This is a genomic window from Blastococcus sp. SYSU D01042 (genome assembly GCF_054050515.1).
Window position 1 is genome coordinate 62621 of record NZ_JBJGZM010000007.1, and the last position, 19485, is coordinate 82105.

Genomic DNA, 19485 nt, shown 5'->3' on the forward strand with positions numbered 1-19485 from the left:
CGCGCAGGTCACCGCAGGGAAGGACCTGTACGTGAGCGAAAGCACCGACCTCGCCATGACCGGCGCGCAGGACGCCGCCGGCACGAGCGAGGCACCCGCCGCTGCTGAGCCGGCGGGCCGCGCCCGCCGCCGCGGCACGGGCCTGTCCGGGATGCTGCTGCCCGAGCTCCAGCGCCTCGCCGCCGAGCTGGGCATCCCCGGCACGGGCCGCATGCGCAAGGGCGACCTCGTCGCCGCCATCTCCGCCCGCCAGGTGGGCGGGGACGCCGGCGCCCCCGCGCCGCGCGCCGAGAGCCAGGACGAGGGCGCCGACCGCGCCCGCGGCGTGGCCGCCACCGCCGCGCCCCTCGAGGCCCCGATCAGCGGCGGCGCCAACGGCGGCCCCCTGACCACCTCCGACGCCGACGCCCGGCCGACCCGCGCCCGGCGCGGTGCCAGCCGCCCCGCCGGGTCGCCGGCTCCCGAGACGGCCGCCGCACCGGCTGCTGACGGGAACGGCACCCGGGTCGCGGAGGCCGCCGCCGGCACCGACCAGCGCGACGCCGAGCAGTCCGAGAGCGGGCCGCGGGACGCCGAGCAGGCCGGCGGCGAGCGCGAGGGCGGGCGCCCGCCGCGCAACCGCGACCGGAACCGCAACCGCGGCGACCGGGACGCCAACCGTGACGGCGGCCGCGACCAGAACCGCGACGGCGGCCGCGAGCAGGACCGCGACGGCGGCGACCGCGACGAGCGGGCCGCCCGGGACGGGGGCGACCGCCAGGAGCGGGGCGACCGGAACGAGCGCGGCAACCGCGACGGCGCCGACCGGCAGGAGCGCAACCGCGACGGTGGCCGGGACGGCAACCGCGGTCCCGACCGCGGCGACCGCACCGACCGCGACGGCCGGCCGGGCAACCGGAACGAGAACCGCACCGACGGGTCCCGCGGGCCGGCGGCCGACGAGGACGACGACGACTTCGAGGGCGGCCGCGGGCGCCGCGGACGCCGCTACCGCGACCGGAACAAGCGCGGCGCGGCCGTCGGCGGTCGTGACCGCTTCGACCAGGGCGAGCCGACGATCAGCGAGGACGACGTCCTGCTGCCCGTCGCCGGCATCCTCGACGTGCTCGACAACTACGCGTTCGTGCGCACGTCGGGCTACCTCACCGGCCCGAACGACGTCTACGTCTCGCTGTCGCAGGTGCGCCGCTACGGCCTGCGCCGCGGTGACGCCATCACCGGCGCCGTCCGCCAGCCCCGCGAGGGCGAGCGCAAGGACAAGTACAACGCGCTGGTCCGGCTCGACACCGTCAACGGGCTGGACCCCGAGCAGGCGAAGAACCGGCCGGAGTTCACCAAGCTGACCCCGCTCTACCCGCAGGACCGCCTGCGGCTGGAGACCGAGCCGCACCTGCTCACCACCCGCGTCATCGACCTCGTGATGCCCATCGGCAAGGGGCAGCGCGCGCTGATCGTGTCGCCGCCCAAGGCCGGCAAGACGATGGTGCTGCAGTCGCTGGCGAACGCGATCACCACGAACAACCCCGAGTGCCACCTGATGGTCGTGCTGGTCGACGAGCGGCCCGAAGAGGTCACCGACATGCAGCGCTCGGTGAAGGGCGAGGTCATCGCCTCGACCTTCGACCGGCCGCCGTCGGACCACACGACGGTCGCCGAGCTCTCCATCGAGCGGGCCAAGCGCCTGGTCGAGATGGGCCACGACGTCGTCGTCCTGCTGGACTCGATCACCCGGCTGGGTCGCGCCTACAACCTGGCGGCGCCCGCCAGCGGGCGCATCCTCTCCGGTGGTGTCGACTCCACGGCGCTCTACCCGCCCAAGCGCTTCCTGGGTGCTGCCCGCAACATCGAGAACGGCGGCTCGCTGACGATCATCGCCTCGGCGCTGGTCGAGACGGGCTCCACGATGGACACGGTCATCTTCGAGGAGTTCAAGGGCACCGGTAACGCCGAGATCAAGCTCGACCGCCGCCTGGCGGACAAGCGGGTCTTCCCGGCCGTCGACGTCAACGCGTCGGGCACGCGCAAAGAGGAGATCCTCATGTCGCCCGACGAGCTGGCCATCGTCATCAAGCTGCGCCGGGTCCTCGCCGCGCTGGAGCCACAGCAGGCGCTGGAGCTGCTGCTCGACAAGCTGAAGAAGACGCGCAACAACGTCGAGTTCCTCATGCAGATCCAGAAGACGACGCTGGGCCCCGGCCAGGAGTAGCAGGGGGGCCGGGCCGGCCGGTCCCCCGATCTGGGAGACTGGTCGACCGAGCCCCGCCGGGGCGGCCGGAAATACCCCTCCGGTCCCCGGCGTTCACAGCACCGGACGACACAGACTTCGTAGAAGAGGCAGCGCCATGAAGCCCGACATCCACCCGGCCTACAACGTCACCACCGTGACCTGCGGCTGCGGCAACACCTTCACCACCCGCAGCACCTCGCCCAGCGGCACGCTGACCGTCGAGACCTGCTCCGCCTGCCACCCCTTCTACACCGGCAAGCAGCGCATCCTCGACACCGGCGGCCGCGTGGCCCGCTTCGAGAAGCGGTTCGGCAAGCGCGCCGGTGCCGGCGCCCCGGCCGACCAGTAGCACCCCCGACGGCGCCCGTCCCACCCTCGCGGTGGGACGGGCGCCGTCGTCGTGTCCGGACCGATCACGCCCAGGAGTGACCCGATGAGCAGCCCCGCGCCCGACCGGCTGGCCGGCCTGCTCGCCGAGCACGCGGAGCTGGAGCAGCAGCTGGCCGACCCGTCGGTGCACGCCGACCAGTCCCGCGCCCGCCGCCTCGGCCGTCGCTACGCCCAGCTGGCGCCGCTGGTCGAGACCGCCCGCGCCCTGGACGAGGCCCGCGGCGACCTCGGCACCGCCCGGGAGCTCGCGGCCGAGGACCCGTCGTTCGCCGCGGAGGCCGCCGGCCTGGAGCGGCGGATCGAGGAGCTCGGCGAGCGGCTGCGCGAGCAGCTGCTGCCGAAGGACCCCGACGACGACAAGGACGTCATCCTCGAGATCAAGGCGGGGGAGGGGGGCGCGGAGTCGGCGCTGTTCGCCGGCGACCTGCTGCGGATGTACCTGCGCTACGCGGAGCGGCGCGGCTGGGCGACCGAGGTGCTCGACGCCCAGGACGCGGAGCTCGGCGGGTACAAGGACGTCGCGGTGGCGGTCAAGTCGCGCGGCGACGAGGGCATCTGGTCCCGGTTGAAGTTCGAGGGCGGCGTGCACCGCGTGCAGCGGGTGCCGGCCACCGAGAGCCAGGGGCGCATCCACACCTCGGCGGCCGGCGTCCTCGTGCTGCCCGAGGCGGAGGAGGTCGACGTGACCGTGGACCCGAACGACCTGCGGATCGACGTCTTCCGGTCCTCCGGCCCCGGTGGGCAGAGCGTCAACACCACCGACTCCGCCGTGCGCATCACCCACCTGCCCAGCGGCATCGTGGTGAGCTCGCAGAACGAGAAGAGCCAGCTGCAGAACCGCGAGTCGGCACTGCGCGTGCTGCGCTCCCGGCTGCTGGCCGCGGCCCGCGAGGAGGCGGCGGCGACCGCCAGCGACCAGCGCCGCAGCCAGGTGCGCACGGTCGACCGCAGCGAGCGGGTGCGCACGTACAACTTCCCGGAGAACCGGATCTCCGACCACCGGGTCGGCTACAAGTCGCACAACCTGGACCAGGTGCTCGACGGGGACCTCGACGCGGTGATCGACGCGCTGAGCCGCGCGCACACCGCCGAGCTGCTGGCGGCCGGCTCCTGAACCCGCGCGCGCTCCTGGCCGACGCGGCCCGGCGGCTGGCCGAGGCCGGCGTCGCCTCCCCGCGGGTGGACGCCGAGCTGCTGCTGGCCCACGTGCTCGGCCGCTCCCGGGCGGGCCTGGTCACCCTCGACGCGGTGGCCGACGACGACGCCGCCCGCTTCGGCGCCCTGCTCGACCAGCGCGCCGACCGGGTGCCTCTCCAGCACCTGACCGGCCGCGCCCCGTTCCGCCTGCTCGAGCTCGCGGTGGGCCCCGGGGTGTTCGTCCCGCGCCCGGAGACCGAGCTGCTGGTGGAGTGGGCGCTGGAGCGGATCGCCGGCTCCGCGGGACCGGTCGTCGTCGACCTGGGCAGCGGGTCGGGCGCGATCGCGCTGTCCATCGCGCACGAGCACCCCGGCGCCCGCGTGACCGCCGTCGAGCGGGACCCCGACGCGATCGCCTGGACCCGGCACAACGCGCTGGCGCGTGCCGGGGCCCACGACACCCCGGTGGGCGTGGTGGCCGGCGACATGACCGACCCCGGCCTGCTCCGCGAGCTCGACGGGCGGGTGGACGTCGTGGTCTCCAACCCGCCGTACGTGCCCGACGGGGCCGTCGTGCCGCGCGAGGTGGCCGACCACGACCCGCCGCTGGCGCTGTGGGGCGGCCCGGACGGGCTCGACGTCGTCCGCGGGATGCTCGGTGTCGCCGCCCGGTTGCTCCGTCCCGGTGGTTGGCTGGGCATCGAGCACGCCGACCAGCAGGGGACGGCGCTGCCCGCGGTCGTGCGTGCGCACGCCGGCTGGACCGAGGTGGAGGACCACCCGGACCTCGCCGGCCGGCCCCGCTTCACGACCGCCCGCCGAGGCCCGGGGGAGGACAGGTGACCGGAGCGCAGCCCACGCTGCTCGCCGACCGCTACCGGCTGGGGTCGCTGATCGCCGGCGGCGGCATGGGCCAGGTGTGGCGCGGCCGCGACACGCTGCTGGAGCGCCCCGTCGCGGTCAAGGTGCTGCGCGACCAGTTCGCCGCCGACCCGGCCTTCCGCGCCCGGTTCCGCACCGAGGCGCAGCACGCCGCGACGCTCACCCACCCGCACATCGCCGCGGTGTTCGACTACGGCGAGCTCCCCGCCTCCGGCCGGACGCCGCCGCTGGCCTACCTGGTCATGGAGCTCGTGGAGGGCGAGTCGCTGGCCGACGTGCTGCGCCGCGAGGGCCGGCTGGACGTGGCCGGCGCGCTGGACGTGCTGCGGCAGGCCGCCGACGGGCTCGGCGCGGCGCACGCCGCCGGGGTGGTGCACCGCGACATCAAGCCGGCCAACCTCCTGGTGGGCCACGACGGCCGGGTGAAGCTCACCGACTTCGGCATCGCCCGCTCGGTGGCGAGCGCCGCGGTCACCGCCACCGGGCAGGTGATGGGCACCGCGCACTACCTCTCGCCCGAGCAGGCGTCCGGCCGGCCGGCGACGCCCGCCAGCGACGTCTACGCCCTCGGCGCGGTGGGCTACGAGTGCCTCAGCGGGCGGCGGGCCTTCGAGGGCGAGAGCGCGGTGCAGATCGCGGTGATGCAGATCCGCGAGCAGCCCGACCCGCTGCCCGCCGGCATACCGCCGGCGGTCCGGGACCTCGTCGAGCGGGCCATGTCGAAGGACCCGGCGGTCCGGTTCCCCGACGGGACGGCGCTGCGCAACGCGGTGGACGACGTCCTCGCCGGTGCAGCGCCGGCCCCGCACCGGGTGGTCCCGCGCACGCTGGCCCCCACGGCCGTGCTCCCGGCCGTGCCGGCCGCCCCGCCGCTCACCGCCGTCCTCCCCGTCGTGACCGGGGAGGAGGCGCCCGCCTCCCGTCGCCGGCGGCGGCGGTGGCCGGCCGCGGCGCTGCTCGCCCTCCTGCTCCTCGGCGGAGGTGCCGGGCTGCTCGGCGCGGCGCTCCGCGACGGCTCGTCGTCCGCGGCCGACCGCACCGCCGGCGCGACGCCCGCGACGAGCGCGCCCAGCACGCCCGCCGGCGTCGAGGTAGTGGCCGCCGATCTCGTCGGCCGGCCGGTCCAGGAGGTGCAGGCCGAGCTCGTGGGCCGCGGTCTCCGCGTGGAGCTCGCCGCGGTCGAGACGGGGGAGGTGGCCGCGGGTCTGGTGACCGCCGTGGAGCCCGCCGGCACGCTCCCGCCCGATGCGCTCGTCCGGCTCGGCTACGCGGTGCCGCCCGTCCCGGTGCCCGCACCCGAACCGGCACCCGAACCGGCACCCGCACCGGCTCCGGCCCCGGCGCCCGCGCCGGTGGACGAGGAGGAGGCGGACGAGGACGAGGGCGGCGGGAACGGCAACCGGGAGCGGGACCGCGACCGCGAGCGCGGGGAGGGACGGGGCCGCGACCGCGGCGGCGACGACTGAGCCCGGGCGCCCGCCGGCTGCCCGGCCGGTGGGAGACTTCCTCCCCGTGGCCGAGATCTACGACTGCTCCGACCCGGAGGCGCGCGCCGCCGGCCTGGACGCCGCCGCCGCCGCGATCGCCCGCGGCGAGCTGGTGCTGCTGCCCACCGACACCGTCTACGGCGTGGCCGCCGACGCGTTCACGCCGTCGGCGGTCACCGGCCTGCTCGCGGCCAAGAACCGCGGCCGCGCGATGCCCGTCCCGGTGCTCATCGGCGAGGCCTCCACGCTCGCCGGCCTGGTGGTGCACCCGCCGGCGAGCGCGACCGCGCTGGCGCAGGCCTTCTGGCCGGGTGGGCTGACCCTGGTGGTGGAGCACGCGCCGTCGCTGGCCTGGGACCTGGGCGACGCCGAGGGCACGGTGGCGGTCCGGTTGCCCGACGACGAGCTGGCCCGGGAGCTGCTGCGCCGCACCGGCCCGCTGGCGGTGTCCAGCGCCAACCGCTCGGGCCGGCCGGCCGCGACGACCGCGCAGCAGGCCGTCGAGCAGCTCGGCGAGCACGCCGCGGTGGTCCTCGACGGGGGGCCGCGCGCCGACTCCGCGCCGAGCACCATCGTCGACTGCACGGGCGCCGCACCCCGCGTGCTCCGCGTCGGCGCCGTCCCCGTCGACCGCCTCCGCGACGCCGTCCCGGAGATCACCGACTGAGGAGCAGCGGTCTGCGGGCACGGCGGTGCGACGCGGGGCGTCGCCACGTCCTCGCGCTACCGTTGGACGACCGCCGCGCCGCCCAGGGGTGCCGCGGCACGACGTGTCGGAGGGCGGTGGGGATGAGCGCACCCGCCCGTCGGACCCGTCCCGGTCCGATCCGCGCCGGCTGAGCCGATGCGCGAGTACGTCGTCGTCCTGCTCACCGCGGCGCTGGTCACCTTCCTGACCACGCCGGTGGTGCGGATGGTCGCGGTCCGCTTCCGGATGATGGCCGCGCCCCGCGAACGGGACGTGCACTCCATCCCGACGCCGCGCGGCGGTGGGGTGGCGATGTACCTGGGCGTGGCCACCGCGGTGCTGGTGGCGACCCGGCTGCCCGCGCTGCAGCGCACGTTCGACGACTCGCAGACCTACGCGGTGCTGGTCGCCGGCGGGCTGATCTGCGCGCTCGGGGTGCTGGACGACAAGTGGGGCCTGGACGCCCTGACGAAGCTCACCGGGCAGATCGCCGCGGCGGGCGTCATGGTGCTGCTCGGGGTGCAGCTGTCGTTCCTGTTCCTGCCGGTCGCCGACATCGGCACCATCTCGCTGGGCCCGGACGTCGGGGTGCCGCTGACCATCCTGCTGACGGTGCTGGTGGTCAACGCGCTCAACTTCATCGACGGCCTGGACGGGCTGGCCGCGGGCGTCTCGGCGATCGCGGCGCTGGCCTTCTTCGCCTACAGCTACCACCTGGGCCTGGTCGGGTACGACGACGTCGCGAGCGCGCCGGCGCTGATCACCGCCGTGCTGGCCGGTGCGTGCCTGGGCTTCCTCCCGCACAACTTCAGCCCGGCGCGGATCTTCATGGGCGACTCCGGCTCGATGCTGGTGGGGCTGATGCTCTCCGCCGCGGCGGTCACGGCAACCGGGGGAGTGGACCCGCAGTCCTTCGACTCGGCGGCCACCCTGCTGCCGCTCACCCTGCCGCTGCTGGTGCCGGTGGCCGTGCTCTTCATCCCCTTCATCGACCTGGTCATGGCGGTGGTGCGCCGGACGCGGCAGGGCCGCTCGCCGTTCGCGCCGGACAAGATGCACCTGCACCACCGGCTGCTCTCGATCGGCCACTCGCACCGCCGCGCGGTGCTCGTCATGTACTTCTGGGCGGCGCTGCTGTCCTTCGGCGCGGTGGCGCTGTCCATCACCGGCGGGACGGCGGAGCTGCTGGTGGCGATCGCGGTCCTGCTGGTCGTCGGCCTGGTCGTCGTCCTCAGCCCGCGGGCCCGCCGGGCCGCCCGCGAGGCCCGGGCCGCCGAGCTGGCCGCCCAGCGGCAGCGCAGCCGCGCCGACCACCCCACCGCACGGGCCCGGCGGGGGCGCGGCGGCGAGCCGCGGTCCGCCCGGGCCGCCGCGCGCAACGCCCGCAAGGCAGACGCCCCGGAGGCCGTCCGATGAGCACCACCCCCGCGGGCGCACCCGCCCGCAGCACCACCCCGTGGGACGTCTCGTTCCTCCGCGTCGGCACGCTGGTCACCGCGGCCGTCGCCGCCGTGGCCGCGCCGGTGGCCGGGCTGGTCGCCGGCTGGCAGCACGCCGCCGCCATCGCGGTGTCGGCCGTGATCGTGTCGGCGTTCTTCGCCGTCTCCGGCCTGGCGGTCGCCTTCGCCGGGCGGATCGGGGACACCCTCACGCTGCCGGCCGCCCTGCTCGCGTTCTTCGTCAAGGCGGTCGTGCTGTTCGCCGTGCTCGGAGCGCTGCCCGCCGACGGGTGGCTGGACCGGCGCACGGTCGCCTGGTCGGTCGTCGTCGGCGCGCTGCTCTGGAGCGTCGTCCAGCTGCGCTGGGTGTGGACCCGGCAGATCTACTACGTGCCCCCTCCCGCGCCCCCGTCGTCCCCGTCCCGGGTGAACGCGGCCCGGGAGCCGGGAAACGCCGGGAAGGCCGGCTGATAGTGTCCGACCCGATGGCCGAGGACACCTCCTTGAACGGAGGCGCTCGACCACGCCCCGCGCAACCAGCCCGTCAGCCCAGTGGGGCCGACATGGGCTGGGGGGTCACCGGGACGCTCCTGTCCGGGATGGCCGTGTGGGGTGGGGTCGGGTGGCTGCTCGACCGGTGGCTGGACGTCCTGCTGTTCACCCCGATCGGGATCATCCTCGGCGTATCGGTGGCCATCTACGTGGTCGTCATCAAGTACGGAGCGCCCGATCCGGCCCCCGGATCGCGGAGCAGCCACACCACGGGGCGGCGACGGAGCCGGTCCGGGACGCAGAAGGGACAACGGTGACCTCCAGCGCCCACGCGCTCGGCGATCTCCTCGCCGTGGAGAGCGACCCCGGCGGCGGCTTCACGCCTCCCGGCATCGGCGAGTTCTTCCCCAAGGTGCTCACCGAGTTCTCGGTGCTCGGCGTCGAGTTCGAGATCACCCGCATCACCCTGCTGCTCTGGATCGCGACCATCGCCGTGGTCGCCTTCCTCGTCGCCACGGTGCGCAACCCGCAGATCGTGCCGGGGAAGATGCAGTTCCTCGGGGAGTCGGGCTACTCGTTCGTCCGCGACGGCATCGCGCGCGACGTCGTCGGCCCGAAGGGCATCCCGTTCGCGCCGTTCCTGGCCGCGCTCTTCTTCTTCATCCTCGCGAACAACCTGATGGCGATCATCCCCTTCGCCCAGATCTCGCCGATGTCGAAGTTCGCCTTCCCGCTGGTCCTCGCGGTCATCTGCTGGGTCGTCTACATCGCGGTCGGCATCAGGAACCAGGGCGTGTGGCCCTACTTCCGCGACATCATGTTCCTGCCGGGCGTGCCCAAGCCGATGTACGTGCTGATCACGCCGCTGGAGCTGCTGCAGAACTTCGTCGTCCGGCCGTTCACGCTGGCGATCCGGCTCTTCGCGAACATGTTCGCCGGCCACATGCTCCTGGTGACCTTCTCCCTGGGCGCGGTGTACCTGCTGCAGGTCGGCAACTTCTCGGCCGTGTTCGGCCCGATCTCGGCGCTGATGGCGATCGTGATGACGTTCTTCGAGCTGCTGGTGATCTTCCTGCAGGCCTACGTCTTCACGATGCTGATGGGCACCTACCTCAACGGTTCGGTCGAGGCCGCGCACTGACCCACCACGGTGGCCGGGCCCCGGCCGCCCCACGGACTGCACCACCGCACCACCGCACGACCCCGCCAGCCGCCCGGTGACCGCCGGGCGACCGACACAGGAGGAACACCCCGCAATGATCGAGGTTCTCGCAGAGCTCGAAGGCAGCATCGGTTCGGTCGGCTACGGCATCGCCACGATCGGCCCGGGCATCGGTGTCGGTCTGGTGTGGGCGGCCTACATCCAGGCCACCGCCCGTCAGCCCGAGTCCGCCGGCCTGACCCGCACCTACGCCTTCCTGGGCTTCGCCCTCGCCGAGGCGCTGGCCCTGATCGGCTTCGTCGCCCCCCTCGTCTACGGCACCTGATCCCTACGCCTCCCGCGTACGGTCACCGATTCCAGACAGGGACATTGAGAGCATGAGCATCCTGGCCGCGGAAGAACCGAGCGTCCTGGTACCGCCCGTCGGCGAGATCATCATCGGCCTGATCGCGTTCGCGATCGTGCTGTTCGTGGTGGTCAAGTTCGTCGCGCCCCGCTTCGAGCAGGTCTTCCAGGCTCGTCGCGCCGCGATCGAGGGCGGCATCGAGCGTGCTGAGGCCATGCAGGCCGAGGCGAAGGCCGCGCTCGAGCAGTACCGCGCGCAGCTCGCCGAGGCGCGCAACGAGGCGGCGCAGATCCGTGACGCCGCCCGCGCCGAGGGGCAGCAGATCCTCGAGGAGCTGCGCACGCAGGCGCAGGAGGAGTCCGCCCGCATCGTCGCCCGCGGCGAGGAGCAGCTGGCCGGGCAGCGGCAGCAGATCGTGCACGAGCTGCGCGGTCAGATCGGCACGCTGGCCGTCGACCTCGCCGGCCGCGTGGTCGGTGAGTCGCTGGCCGACGACGCCCGCCGCAGCGGCACGGTCGACCGCTTCCTCGACGAGCTCGACGGCATGGCCGCAGCCAGTCCGGACGGCCGGACCGGTGGGGCGACGCGCGTCTCCGGGAGCAACCGCTGATGGAGGCCTCGACCCGTGCGGCGCTCGCCGAGGCGCGCGAGCGCCTCAGCGCGGCCACCCGCGGCGCGGCCGGACCGGCGCTGGTCGCGCTGGCCGACGAGCTGTTCGCCGTCGCCCGGCTGCTCCAGGAGCAGCCGACGCTGCGGCGGGCGCTCTCGGACCCGGCCGGCACGCCGGACGAGCGCGTCGCCCTGGCCCGCCGGATCTTCGGGTCCCGGCTGTCGGCCGCCGCGCTCGACGTCGTCGAGACGGTGGCCCGGCAGCGCTGGTCCCACCCGGTCGACCTGATCGACGCGAGCACCGCGCTGGCCACGGACGCGTCCCTCGACGCCGCCGAGGCGCGGGGTGAGCTGGAGAGCGTCGAGGACGAGCTGTTCCGGTTCGGGCGCATCGTCGCCGGCGACCGCGAGCTGGGCCGGGTCCTCAGCGACCGCGCGGCCCCGGCCGCGGGCAAGGCCGAGCTGCTCGACCGGCTGCTGTCGGGCCGGGTCAGCCCGATCACCGAGCAGCTGCTGCGCAACGTGCTCACCGGCCGGATGGAGGGGAGCGCGGACGTCGCCATCGAGCGCCTGTCCGACGTGGCCAGCCACCGCCGCGGCCAGTCCGTGGCCCGCGTGACGACCGCCGTGCCGCTGACCGCCGCCCAGGAGCGGCGGCTGGTCGACGTGCTCGGCCGGATCTACGGGCGCTCCGTCGGCCTGCAGGTGACGGTCGACCCCGACGTGCTCGGCGGCCTGGTCATCCACCTGGGCGACGAGGTCATCGACGGCAGCATCGTCCAACGCCTGGAAGCCGCCCGCCGGCGGCTGGCCGGCTGACCGCGCACTCCGCACCCACACCGCACACGACCCCCGCAGGGAAGAGGACCAGAGCCATGGCCGAGCTGACGATCTCCGCAGACGAGATCCGCAGTGCCATCCAGAACTACGTCACCGAGTACCGGCCCGACGTCTCCCGCGAGGAGGTCGGGATCGTCACCGAGGCGGGTGACGGCATCGCCCGGGTCGAGGGCCTGCCCTCGGTCATGACCAACGAGCTGCTCGAGTTCGAGAGCGGCGTCCGCGGGCTGGCCCTGAACCTCGACGTGCGCGAGGTCGGCGTCGTCGTCCTGGGCGACTTCGCCGGCATCGAGGAGGGCCAGCAGGTCCGCCGGACCGGCGAGGTCCTGTCCGTCGCCGTCGGCGACGGCTACCTCGGCCGCGTCGTCGACCCGCTGGGCAACCCGATCGACGGCGCCGGCGCGATCCAGACCAGCGGCCGCCGCGCCCTGGAGCTGCAGGCGCCCACCGTTGTCCAGCGCCAGTCGGTGCACGAGCCGCTGCAGACCGGCATCAAGGCCATCGACGCCATGACGCCCGTCGGCCGCGGTCAGCGCCAGCTGATCATCGGCGACCGCCAGACCGGCAAGACCGCCATCGCCATCGACGCGATCATCAACCAGAAGCAGGCCTGGGCCACCGGTGACCCGGCCCAGCAGGTGCGCTGCATCTACGTCGCCGTCGGCCAGAAGGGCTCGACGATCGCCTCGATCCGCTCGGCCCTCGAGGAGGCCGGCGCGATGGAGTACACGACCATCGTCGCCGCCCCGGCGTCGGAGGCCGCGGGCTTCAAGTACATCGCGCCCTACACCGGCTCGGCCATCGGCCAGCACTGGATGTACGAGGGCAAGCACGTCCTCATCGTGTTCGACGACCTCACCAAGCAGGCCGAGGCCTACCGCGCGGTGTCGCTGCTGCTGCGCCGCCCGCCGGGCCGCGAGGCCTACCCCGGCGACGTCTTCTACCTCCACTCCCGCCTGCTGGAGCGCTGCGCCAAGCTCTCCGACGAGCTGGGCGCGGGCTCGATGACCGGTCTCCCGCTCATCGAGACCAAGGGCAACGACGTGTCGGCCTACATCCCGACCAACGTCATCTCGATCACCGACGGGCAGATCTTCCTCGAGACCGGTCTGTTCAACTCCGGTGTCCGCCCGGCCATCAACGTCGGCATCTCGGTGTCGCGCGTCGGTGGGTCGGCGCAGGTCAAGGCGATGAAGTCCGTCGCCGGCCGGCTCCGCCTGGACCTGGCCCAGTTCCGCGAGCTCGAGGCGTTCTCCTCGTTCTCCTCGGACCTGGACGCCTCCAGCCGCGCGACCCTGGACCGCGGCCAGCGCCTCGTCGAGCTGCTCAAGCAGGGGCAGTACTCGCCGTTCCCGGTGGAGCGGCAGGTCGTCTCGCTGTGGCTGGGCACCACCGGCCGGCTGGACCGGGTCCCGGTCTCCGACGTGCGCCGGTTCGAGGGCGAGTTCCTCGAGTTCCTCGCCCGTGGTGACAACGGCATCCTCGACTCGATCCGCACCACCAAGAAGCTCGAGGACGACACCGTGTCCAGCCTGGAGCGGGCCGTCGAGGCCTTCTACGGGCAGTTCACGACCTCCGACGGCGAGTCGCTCGTCAACGAGCCCGAGGCCGAGGCCATGGACGCCTCGGAGCGGGGTCAGGAGCGCGTCCAGGTCAAGCGGGGCGCCTGACCGATGGCCGGCAACCTCCGCGCGCTGCGGCGCCGCATCCGCTCCACGCGGTCGACGAAGAAGATCTTCTCGGCCCAGGAGCTGATCGCCGGTGCCCGCATCGTGCGCGCCCAGAACCGGGTGGAGGCGTCCAAGCCCTACGCCCGGGAGATCACCCGCGTGCTCTCCGCGCTGGCCTCGTCGGCGTCGCTGGACCACCCGCTGCTCACCGAGCGGGAGTCCGCCCGGCGCGCCGCCGTCCTGGTCATCACCTCCGACCGGGGCTTCGCGGGCTCGTACAACGTGAACGTGCTCCGTCGCACCGAGGAGCTGCTCGCCCTGCTGCGGCAGGAGGGCAAGGAGCCGGTGCTCTACGTGGTCGGGCGGAAGGGTGAGACCTACTACCGCTTCCGCGACCGCGAGATGGAGCAGACGTTCACCGGCTTCTCCGAGCAGCCCGCGTACTCCGACGCGCAGGAGGTCGGGCGCGTCCTCATCGACGTGTTCACCGCCGGTGAGGACGACGACGAGCAGGGCGGCGCCGGCGAGGACGGGCTGCTGGGGGTGGACGAGCTGCACATCGTCTACACCGAGTTCCGCTCGCTGCTGAGCCAGGTGCCGGTCGCCAAGCGGATGGCGCCGCTGGAGGTCGAGGAGGTGGAGGAGTTCGACTACGAGCGCGAGGCCAGGGAGACCGGCGGAGCGAACGGTCCGGGTGACTCCGGCGTCCCGACCTCCTACGAGTTCGAGCCGTCGGCCGAGGGGCTGCTGGACGCCCTGCTGCCGAAGTACGTCACCACCCGCATCTACGCGGCGATGCTCGAGGCCGCGGCCTCGGAGTCGGCGTCGCGGCGCCGGGCGATGAAGTCTGCCTCGGACAACGCGGAGGAGCTGGCGAAGAACCTCTCGCGCCAGGCCAACCAGATCCGCCAGGCGGAGATCACCCAGGAGATCAGCGAGATCGTCGGTGGCGCCGACGCACTGGTCTCGTCCGGCGCCAACGACTGAACCCACCGATCGAACCCCCGAGCCCCAGGGCAGGAGAGCACTACAGATGACCGTCACCGAGGACCGTCCGTCCACCTCGCAGACGCAGGCCACCGGCCGCGTCGTGCGGGTCACCGGGCCGGTCGTCGACGTCGAGTTCCCGCGCGACGCGATGCCCGACCTGTTCAACGCCCTGAAGGTCGACGTCACGCTCGCCGACCTCAGCAAGACCCTCACCCTCGAGGTCGCGCAGCACCTGGGCGAGAACGTCGTCCGCACCATCTCGATGGCGCCGACCGACGGCCTCGTCCGCGGCGCGGCCGTCGCCGACACCGGGGAGCCGATCTCGGTCCCCGTCGGTGACGTGACCAAGGGGCACGTGTTCAACGCGCTCGGCGAGTGCCTCGACGCCCCCGGCCACGGTGCCGACGCCCTGCACTGGGGCATCCACCGGAACCCGCCGCGCTTCGACCAGCTCGAGGGCCGCACCGAGATGCTGGAGACCGGCATCAAGGTGATCGACCTGCTCACGCCCTACGTGGCCGGCGGGAAGATCGGCCTGTTCGGCGGGGCCGGCGTGGGCAAGACGGTGCTCATCCAGGAGATGATCCGCCGCGTCGCCCAGGAGTTCGGTGGTGTGTCGGTGTTCGCCGGCGTCGGCGAGCGCACCCGCGAGGGCAACGACCTCATCACCGAGATGACCGAGTCCGGCGTCATCGAGTCCACGGCGCTGGTGTTCGGCCAGATGGACGAGCCGCCGGGCACCCGCCTGCGGGTCGCGCTGTCGGCGCTGACGATGGCGGAGTACTTCCGCGACGAGCAGAACCAGGACGTGCTGCTCTTCATCGACAACATCTTCCGGTTCACCCAGGCCGGGTCCGAGGTCTCCACGCTGCTCGGCCGCATGCCGTCCGCCGTGGGCTACCAGCCCACGCTGGCCGACGAGATGGGTCAGCTGCAGGAGCGGATCACCTCGACGCGTGGTCGTTCGATCACCTCGATGCAGGCGATCTACGTCCCCGCGGACGACATCACCGACCCCGCGCCGCACACCACCTTCGCCCACCTGGACGCGACGACGAACCTGTCGCGCCCGATCTCGGAGAAGGGCATCTACCCGGCCGTGGACCCGCTGGACTCCACCAGCCGGATCCTCGACCCGCAGTACGTCGGCGAGGAGCACTACCGCATCGCGCAGCGCGTGAAGCAGATCCTCCAGCGCTACCAGGAGCTGCAGGACATCATCGCCATCCTCGGCATCGACGAGCTCGGCGAGGAGGACAAGGTCACGGTCAACCGTGCCCGGCGCATCGAGCGCTTCCTCTCGCAGAACATGTTCGTGGCCGAGGCATTCACCGGCCAGCCCGGCTCCTTCGTGCCGCTGTCGGAGACCCTCGAGGCCTTCAAGGCGCTCACCGAGGGCGACTACGACCACGTGCCGGAGCAGGCGTTCTTCATGTGCGGTGGCCTCGAGGACCTCGAGCGCAACGCGGACAAGCTGAAGAAGGCGTAGCCACCGCAGCACCAGCACGTCACCGACGGCCGGGTCCCCCTCGGGGGCCCGGCCGTCGGCGTCCGGTCACCCGTCCGGGTGCTTTTCCGCGGCCCGCGCTCCAGGAACGGTCCTGGAGTGCCGACGATCGCAACGGTGCGCCCGAGCGGCGGGCGCCGTCGCAGGGGTTCGACGTGGAGCCGGTGAGCGCAGCGCAGGAGGACGCCGTCCTGAGCGTCGATGCCGGCTGGGCGTGGCCGCCCTACGGGCCGGAGGAGCCGCTGGCCCGCGGCCGCTTCACCCTCGACGACTGGGCGCCGCCGTCCACCGTCCGCCACCCCTGGGTGCGCGTCGGGCGCTTCACCCTGCTCTACCGCCGCGCGGCCTAGCAGGGGGCCGCAGCAGCCCGCTCGTGCGCCGGCGGTACGGTGGAACCCCGTCCGGAGACCCCCGAGGAGTGTCGTGGCGACCCTGCAGGTCGAGTTGGTGGCCGTCGAGCGCAAGATCTGGTCCGGTGAGGCCACGATGGTCATCGCCCGCACGACCGAGGGCGAGCTGGGCGTGCTGCCCGGTCACGCGCCGCTGCTGGGCCAGCTGGCCCCCGGTGGAGTGGTCACGATCCGCACCGAGAGCGGCGAGGACCTGACCGTCGCCGCGCACGGCGGCTTCCTGTCGGTGAGCGAGCAGGGCGTCTCCATCCTGGCGGAGACGGCCGAGATCTCCAGCGAGATCGACGTCGAGCGCGCCCGCGAGGCGCTGCGCCGCGCCGAGGGCGCCGGGGACGACCCGGAGGCCGTCGACGCCGCCCGCCGCGCCCAGTCGCGGCTGCGCGCCGCCGGCGAGACCGTCTGAGGCTGCCGGCACCTCCCGCACCGCACCCGGCCTCCCCGTGACCACGGTCCTGCTGGTCCTCCTCGGAGTGCTGCTGGTCGCCGTCGCGGTCGCCTTCTGGCTCCGCCGCCGGTTCCTGCTGTCGGGGCTGGGTGCGGTCACCATGTGGCTGCGCACGTCGGAGACTGCGCGCTGGTCGGTGGGCGTCGCCTGGTACGGCGGTGACGCGCTGCTCTGGTACCGGGCGCTGTCGCTGTCGGTGCGGCCGCAGCACCGGCTGTGCCGGTCCACCTTCTCCGTCGAGTCCCAGCGCCGGGCCGGCCGCGACGACCTCGCCCTGCCCGAGGACGTCGTGGTGCTCTCCTGCACGACCGAGGCGGGCCGCCGCGACCTGGCGATGGACCGCTCGACGGTGACCGGCTTCCTGTCCTGGGTCGAGTCGGCCCCTCCGGGCCGCTAGCGCGCGCCGTCCTCCGCGGACTCCCCGGCCGCCGGGCGGCCGCCCGGCACCCACAGGACGTCGCCGCCGGGGTTGGCCACGCGGGACAGGATGAACAGCAGGTCCGAGAGCCGGTTGAGGTAGCGCGCGGTCTCGACGTTGGAGACCCCGGTCCGTCCGGCCGCCTCGTCGGCCTCCAGCAGCGCCCAGACGCTGCGCTCGGCCCGCCGGGCCACCACCCGGGCCTGGTGCAGCAGCGCGGCCAGCGGCGTGCCGCCGGGCAGGATGAAGCTGTCCAGCTTGGGCAGCTGCTCGTTGTACCGGTCGCAGGCCGCCTCGAGCCGCTCGGTGTAGGCGGCCGTGATGCGCAGCGGCGGGTACTTGGGGTCCGGCGTGATCGGGGTGCAGAGGTCGGCGCCCACGTCGAACAGGTCGTTCTGCACCGTGCGCAGGAGCTCGGCCAGCTCCGGCCCGGGGGAGCCCAGGGCCACCGCCGTCCCGAGGACGCTGTTGGTCTCGTCGACGTCGGCGTAGGCGACCAGCCGCGGGTCGGTCTTCGCCACCCGGCTCATGTCGCCCAGGTGGGTCTGACCGGCGTCGCCGGTCTTCGTGTAGATGCGGGTGAGCCGGACGGTCATGCCGTGCAGAGTAAGGCGGGGGGACGGAGCGTCGCCGTCCGCCGCCGTAGGGTGGTCCGGTGGAGTGCTTCGAGGTGTCCGGTGGCGCGGCGTTGTCCGGTCGGGTCCGGGTCACCGGGGCCAAGAACAGCGCGCTGAAGCTGATGGCCGCCGCGCTGCTCGCGCCGGGGCGCACGGCGATCGACGAGGTGCCCGACATCCTCGACGTCTCGATCATGAGCGAGGTGCTGCGCCGGCTGGGCTGCGGCGTCACCTACACGCCGACGCCGGGCAGCGGCGGGGGCGGCCGCGTCGTCGTCGACGTGCCGGAGGAGCCGTCGACCGAGACCGACTACGACCTGGTCCGGCGCATGCGCGCCTCGATCAGCGTGCTCGGCCCGCTCGTCGCCCGCTGCGGCAGCGCCCGGGTGGCCCTGCCGGGCGGTGACGCCATCGGGTCCCGCGGGCTGGACATGCACATCGCCGGCCTGGAGCGGCTCGGCGCCACGATCGTCAGCGAGCACGGCTTCCTCGTCGCCACGGCGCCGAGGTTGACCGGCACGTCCATCTGGCTGGACTTCCCGTCGGTCGGGGCGACCGAGAACCTGGTCATGGCCGCGGTCCTCGCCCAGGGGACGACGGTCATCGACAACGCCGCGCGCGAGCCGGAGATCGTCGACCTCTGCGCGATGCTGACCGCGATGGGGGCGCGCATCGACGGCGCGGGCACCTCCACCCTCACCGTCGAGGGCGTCGAGGGGCTCTCCCCGGTCACGTACACGACGGTCCCCGACCGGATCGTCGCCGGCACGTGGGCGATCGGGGCGGTCATGACCCGGGGCGACGTCGTCATCGAGCGGGCGGTCGCCGGGCACCTGCGGGTGGCGCTGGACAAGCTCGTCGACGCCGGGGCCACGGTCGAGGAGGTGCCCGACGGGCTGCGCGTGGCGATGGACGAGCGGCCGCGCGCGGTCGACGTCGTCACCCTGCCGTTCCCCGGCTTCCCGACCGACCTGCAGCCGATGGCGGTGGCGCTGGCCGCCGTCTCGACGGGCACCGCCCTGATCACCGAGAACGTCTTCGAGGGCCGGTTCATGTTCGTGAACGAGCTGGTGCGGCTGGGTGCGGACGTGCGCATCGACGGCCACCACGCCGTGGTCCGCGGCCGGGAGCGGCTGTCCAGCGCGCCGGTCCTGGCCACCGACATCCGCGCGGGCGCAGGTCTCGTGCTCGCCGGGCTGGTCTCCGACGGGCTCACCGAGGTGCAGGACGTGCACCACGTCGACCGCGGCTACCCCGACTTCGTCGCGCAGCTGCGCGGCCTGGGCGCCCAGGTGGAGCGGACGCAGCGCGAGGGCTGAGTCAGCCCTGGAACGAGCTGGCCAGACCGCGGGCGCGGTCCGCGTCGTCCGGGAAGACCAGGACGTCGGTGCGGTGCGGTGCGGGGGTGCGCTGGGTGGAGCGGATGCCGGCGTCGGAGAGCACGGCCCGCAGCGCCCGGGCGGTCTGCGGGGTCGAGACGGTGGCGACGAGGACCAGCAGCCCGGCGTCGGCGGGCGCGGAGGGGCGCGCCGACCGCCCGTACCCGGAGCCGAAGGCCCAGCGGGTCACCAGGGCCAGCACGCACACGACGAGGACGACCACGGCGATCGAGCCCAGCCCCTGCGACACGGTGATCCCTCCCGGGCCCCCGCCGGAGGTGGAGGGGGTCCGTCCACCGATCGAGTGTGCCACCGGGCACGTCGTCCGGGCGGGGCTGCTCGGGCCCGGG

The 19485-nt window shown here is 73.9% G+C and carries 22 protein-coding genes; 20 read left to right on the forward strand and 2 right to left on the reverse strand.

All coding sequences use genetic code 11. The annotated features are described in order from the left end of the window. Nucleotides 1–31: 31 nt before the first annotated feature. The 19 genes from rho to ACI79H_RS14020 all read left to right on the forward strand — a co-directional run bounded on the left by rho (nucleotide 32) and on the right by ACI79H_RS14020 (nucleotide 17118). Entirely contained in the window at nucleotides 32–2206 is a 2175-nt protein-coding gene (gene rho / locus ACI79H_RS13930; protein ID WP_456554997.1) for a transcription termination factor Rho, read from the forward strand. Nucleotides 2207–2342: 136 nt separating this feature from the next. Beyond that, nucleotides 2343–2576, forward strand: coding sequence for a 50S ribosomal protein L31 (rpmE, locus tag ACI79H_RS13935; protein WP_456554998.1), 234 nt, complete (start codon nucleotides 2343–2345; stop codon nucleotides 2574–2576). Nucleotides 2577–2660: 84 nt separating this feature from the next. Continuing rightward, the gene (gene prfA, locus ACI79H_RS13940; RefSeq protein WP_456554999.1) at nucleotides 2661–3731 is read left to right on the forward strand and encodes a peptide chain release factor 1; all 1071 of its coding nucleotides are present in this window, start codon (nucleotides 2661–2663) and stop codon (nucleotides 3729–3731) included. A 14-nt stretch (nucleotides 3732–3745) separates the two neighbouring features. Then, nucleotides 3746–4597: a peptide chain release factor N(5)-glutamine methyltransferase gene (prmC, locus tag ACI79H_RS13945; RefSeq protein ID WP_456555177.1), complete on the forward strand. Its 852-nt coding sequence runs from the start codon at nucleotides 3746–3748 to the stop codon at nucleotides 4595–4597. Continuing rightward, complete coding sequence (locus tag ACI79H_RS13950) at nucleotides 4594–6102, forward strand: protein kinase domain-containing protein (protein ID WP_456555000.1); 1509 nt, start codon at nucleotides 4594–4596, stop codon at nucleotides 6100–6102. Before prmC ends, ACI79H_RS13950 begins: the two co-directional genes overlap by 4 nt. A 46-nt stretch (nucleotides 6103–6148) precedes the next feature. Next, entirely contained in the window at nucleotides 6149–6790 is a 642-nt protein-coding gene (locus tag ACI79H_RS13955) for an L-threonylcarbamoyladenylate synthase (RefSeq protein WP_456555001.1), read from the forward strand. Nucleotides 6791–6967: 177 nt separating this feature from the next. Then, entirely contained in the window at nucleotides 6968–8227 is a 1260-nt protein-coding gene (locus ACI79H_RS13960; RefSeq protein ID WP_456555002.1) for a glycosyltransferase family 4 protein, read from the forward strand. Then, nucleotides 8224–8721, forward strand: a complete 498-nt coding sequence (locus ACI79H_RS13965; RefSeq protein WP_456555003.1) for a hypothetical protein — start codon at nucleotides 8224–8226, stop codon at nucleotides 8719–8721. The genes ACI79H_RS13960 and ACI79H_RS13965 overlap by 4 nt, the downstream gene beginning before the upstream one ends. Nucleotides 8722–8813: 92 nt before the next feature. Beyond that, nucleotides 8814–9059 (forward strand): AtpZ/AtpI family protein, encoded by a 246-nt coding sequence (locus ACI79H_RS13970; RefSeq protein ID WP_456555004.1) that lies wholly within the window; start codon nucleotides 8814–8816, stop codon nucleotides 9057–9059. After that, entirely contained in the window at nucleotides 9056–9883 is an 828-nt protein-coding gene (gene atpB, locus ACI79H_RS13975; RefSeq protein WP_456555005.1) for a F0F1 ATP synthase subunit A, read from the forward strand. Before ACI79H_RS13970 ends, atpB begins: the two co-directional genes overlap by 4 nt. A gap of 115 nt (nucleotides 9884–9998) precedes the next feature. Further along, entirely contained in the window at nucleotides 9999–10229 is a 231-nt protein-coding gene (atpE, locus tag ACI79H_RS13980; RefSeq protein WP_014377627.1) for an ATP synthase F0 subunit C, read from the forward strand. A gap of 52 nt (nucleotides 10230–10281) precedes the next feature. Next, entirely contained in the window at nucleotides 10282–10860 is a 579-nt protein-coding gene (locus ACI79H_RS13985; RefSeq protein ID WP_456555006.1) for a F0F1 ATP synthase subunit B, read from the forward strand. After that, nucleotides 10860–11678 (forward strand): F0F1 ATP synthase subunit delta, encoded by an 819-nt coding sequence (locus ACI79H_RS13990; RefSeq protein ID WP_456555007.1) that lies wholly within the window; start codon nucleotides 10860–10862, stop codon nucleotides 11676–11678. Before ACI79H_RS13985 ends, ACI79H_RS13990 begins: the two co-directional genes overlap by 1 nt. 56 nt (nucleotides 11679–11734) lie before the next feature. Further along, nucleotides 11735–13369 carry a F0F1 ATP synthase subunit alpha gene (gene atpA / locus ACI79H_RS13995; RefSeq protein WP_456555008.1) on the forward strand — a complete coding sequence of 545 codons (1635 nt, stop codon included), beginning with the start codon at nucleotides 11735–11737 and terminating at the stop codon, nucleotides 13367–13369. A 3-nt stretch (nucleotides 13370–13372) separates the two neighbouring features. Further along, nucleotides 13373–14356 (forward strand): F0F1 ATP synthase subunit gamma, encoded by a 984-nt coding sequence (locus ACI79H_RS14000; RefSeq protein ID WP_456555009.1) that lies wholly within the window; start codon nucleotides 13373–13375, stop codon nucleotides 14354–14356. A 46-nt stretch (nucleotides 14357–14402) separates the two neighbouring features. Then, complete coding sequence (atpD, locus tag ACI79H_RS14005) at nucleotides 14403–15848, forward strand: F0F1 ATP synthase subunit beta (protein ID WP_456555010.1); 1446 nt, start codon at nucleotides 14403–14405, stop codon at nucleotides 15846–15848. 182 nt (nucleotides 15849–16030) lie between these two features. Beyond that, nucleotides 16031–16216 carry a hypothetical protein gene (locus ACI79H_RS14010; RefSeq protein WP_456555011.1) on the forward strand — a complete coding sequence of 62 codons (186 nt, stop codon included), beginning with the start codon at nucleotides 16031–16033 and terminating at the stop codon, nucleotides 16214–16216. A gap of 73 nt (nucleotides 16217–16289) precedes the next feature. After that, nucleotides 16290–16679 carry a F0F1 ATP synthase subunit epsilon gene (locus tag ACI79H_RS14015; protein WP_456555012.1) on the forward strand — a complete coding sequence of 130 codons (390 nt, stop codon included), beginning with the start codon at nucleotides 16290–16292 and terminating at the stop codon, nucleotides 16677–16679. 37 nt (nucleotides 16680–16716) lie between these two features. Then, a complete protein-coding gene (locus ACI79H_RS14020; RefSeq protein WP_456555013.1) occupies nucleotides 16717–17118 on the forward strand; it encodes a DUF2550 domain-containing protein in 402 nt (133 codons plus the stop codon). Here the strand turns inward: ACI79H_RS14020 and ACI79H_RS14025 are convergent. Continuing rightward, the gene (locus ACI79H_RS14025; RefSeq protein WP_456555014.1) at nucleotides 17115–17735 is read right to left on the reverse strand and encodes a cob(I)yrinic acid a,c-diamide adenosyltransferase; all 621 of its coding nucleotides are present in this window, start codon (nucleotides 17733–17735) and stop codon (nucleotides 17115–17117) included. The two genes, ACI79H_RS14020 and ACI79H_RS14025, sit on opposite strands and share 4 nt — an antisense overlap. Nucleotides 17736–17794: 59 nt before the next feature. Between ACI79H_RS14025 and murA the strand changes: the two genes are divergently transcribed. After that, the gene (gene murA / locus ACI79H_RS14030; RefSeq protein ID WP_456555015.1) at nucleotides 17795–19075 is read left to right on the forward strand and encodes a UDP-N-acetylglucosamine 1-carboxyvinyltransferase; all 1281 of its coding nucleotides are present in this window, start codon (nucleotides 17795–17797) and stop codon (nucleotides 19073–19075) included. A 1-nt stretch (nucleotide 19076) separates the two neighbouring features. Here the strand turns inward: murA and ACI79H_RS14035 are convergent, their stop codons facing one another. Continuing rightward, the gene (locus tag ACI79H_RS14035; RefSeq protein ID WP_456555016.1) at nucleotides 19077–19385 is read right to left on the reverse strand and encodes a hypothetical protein; all 309 of its coding nucleotides are present in this window, start codon (nucleotides 19383–19385) and stop codon (nucleotides 19077–19079) included. Nucleotides 19386–19485: the final 100 nt, after the last annotated feature.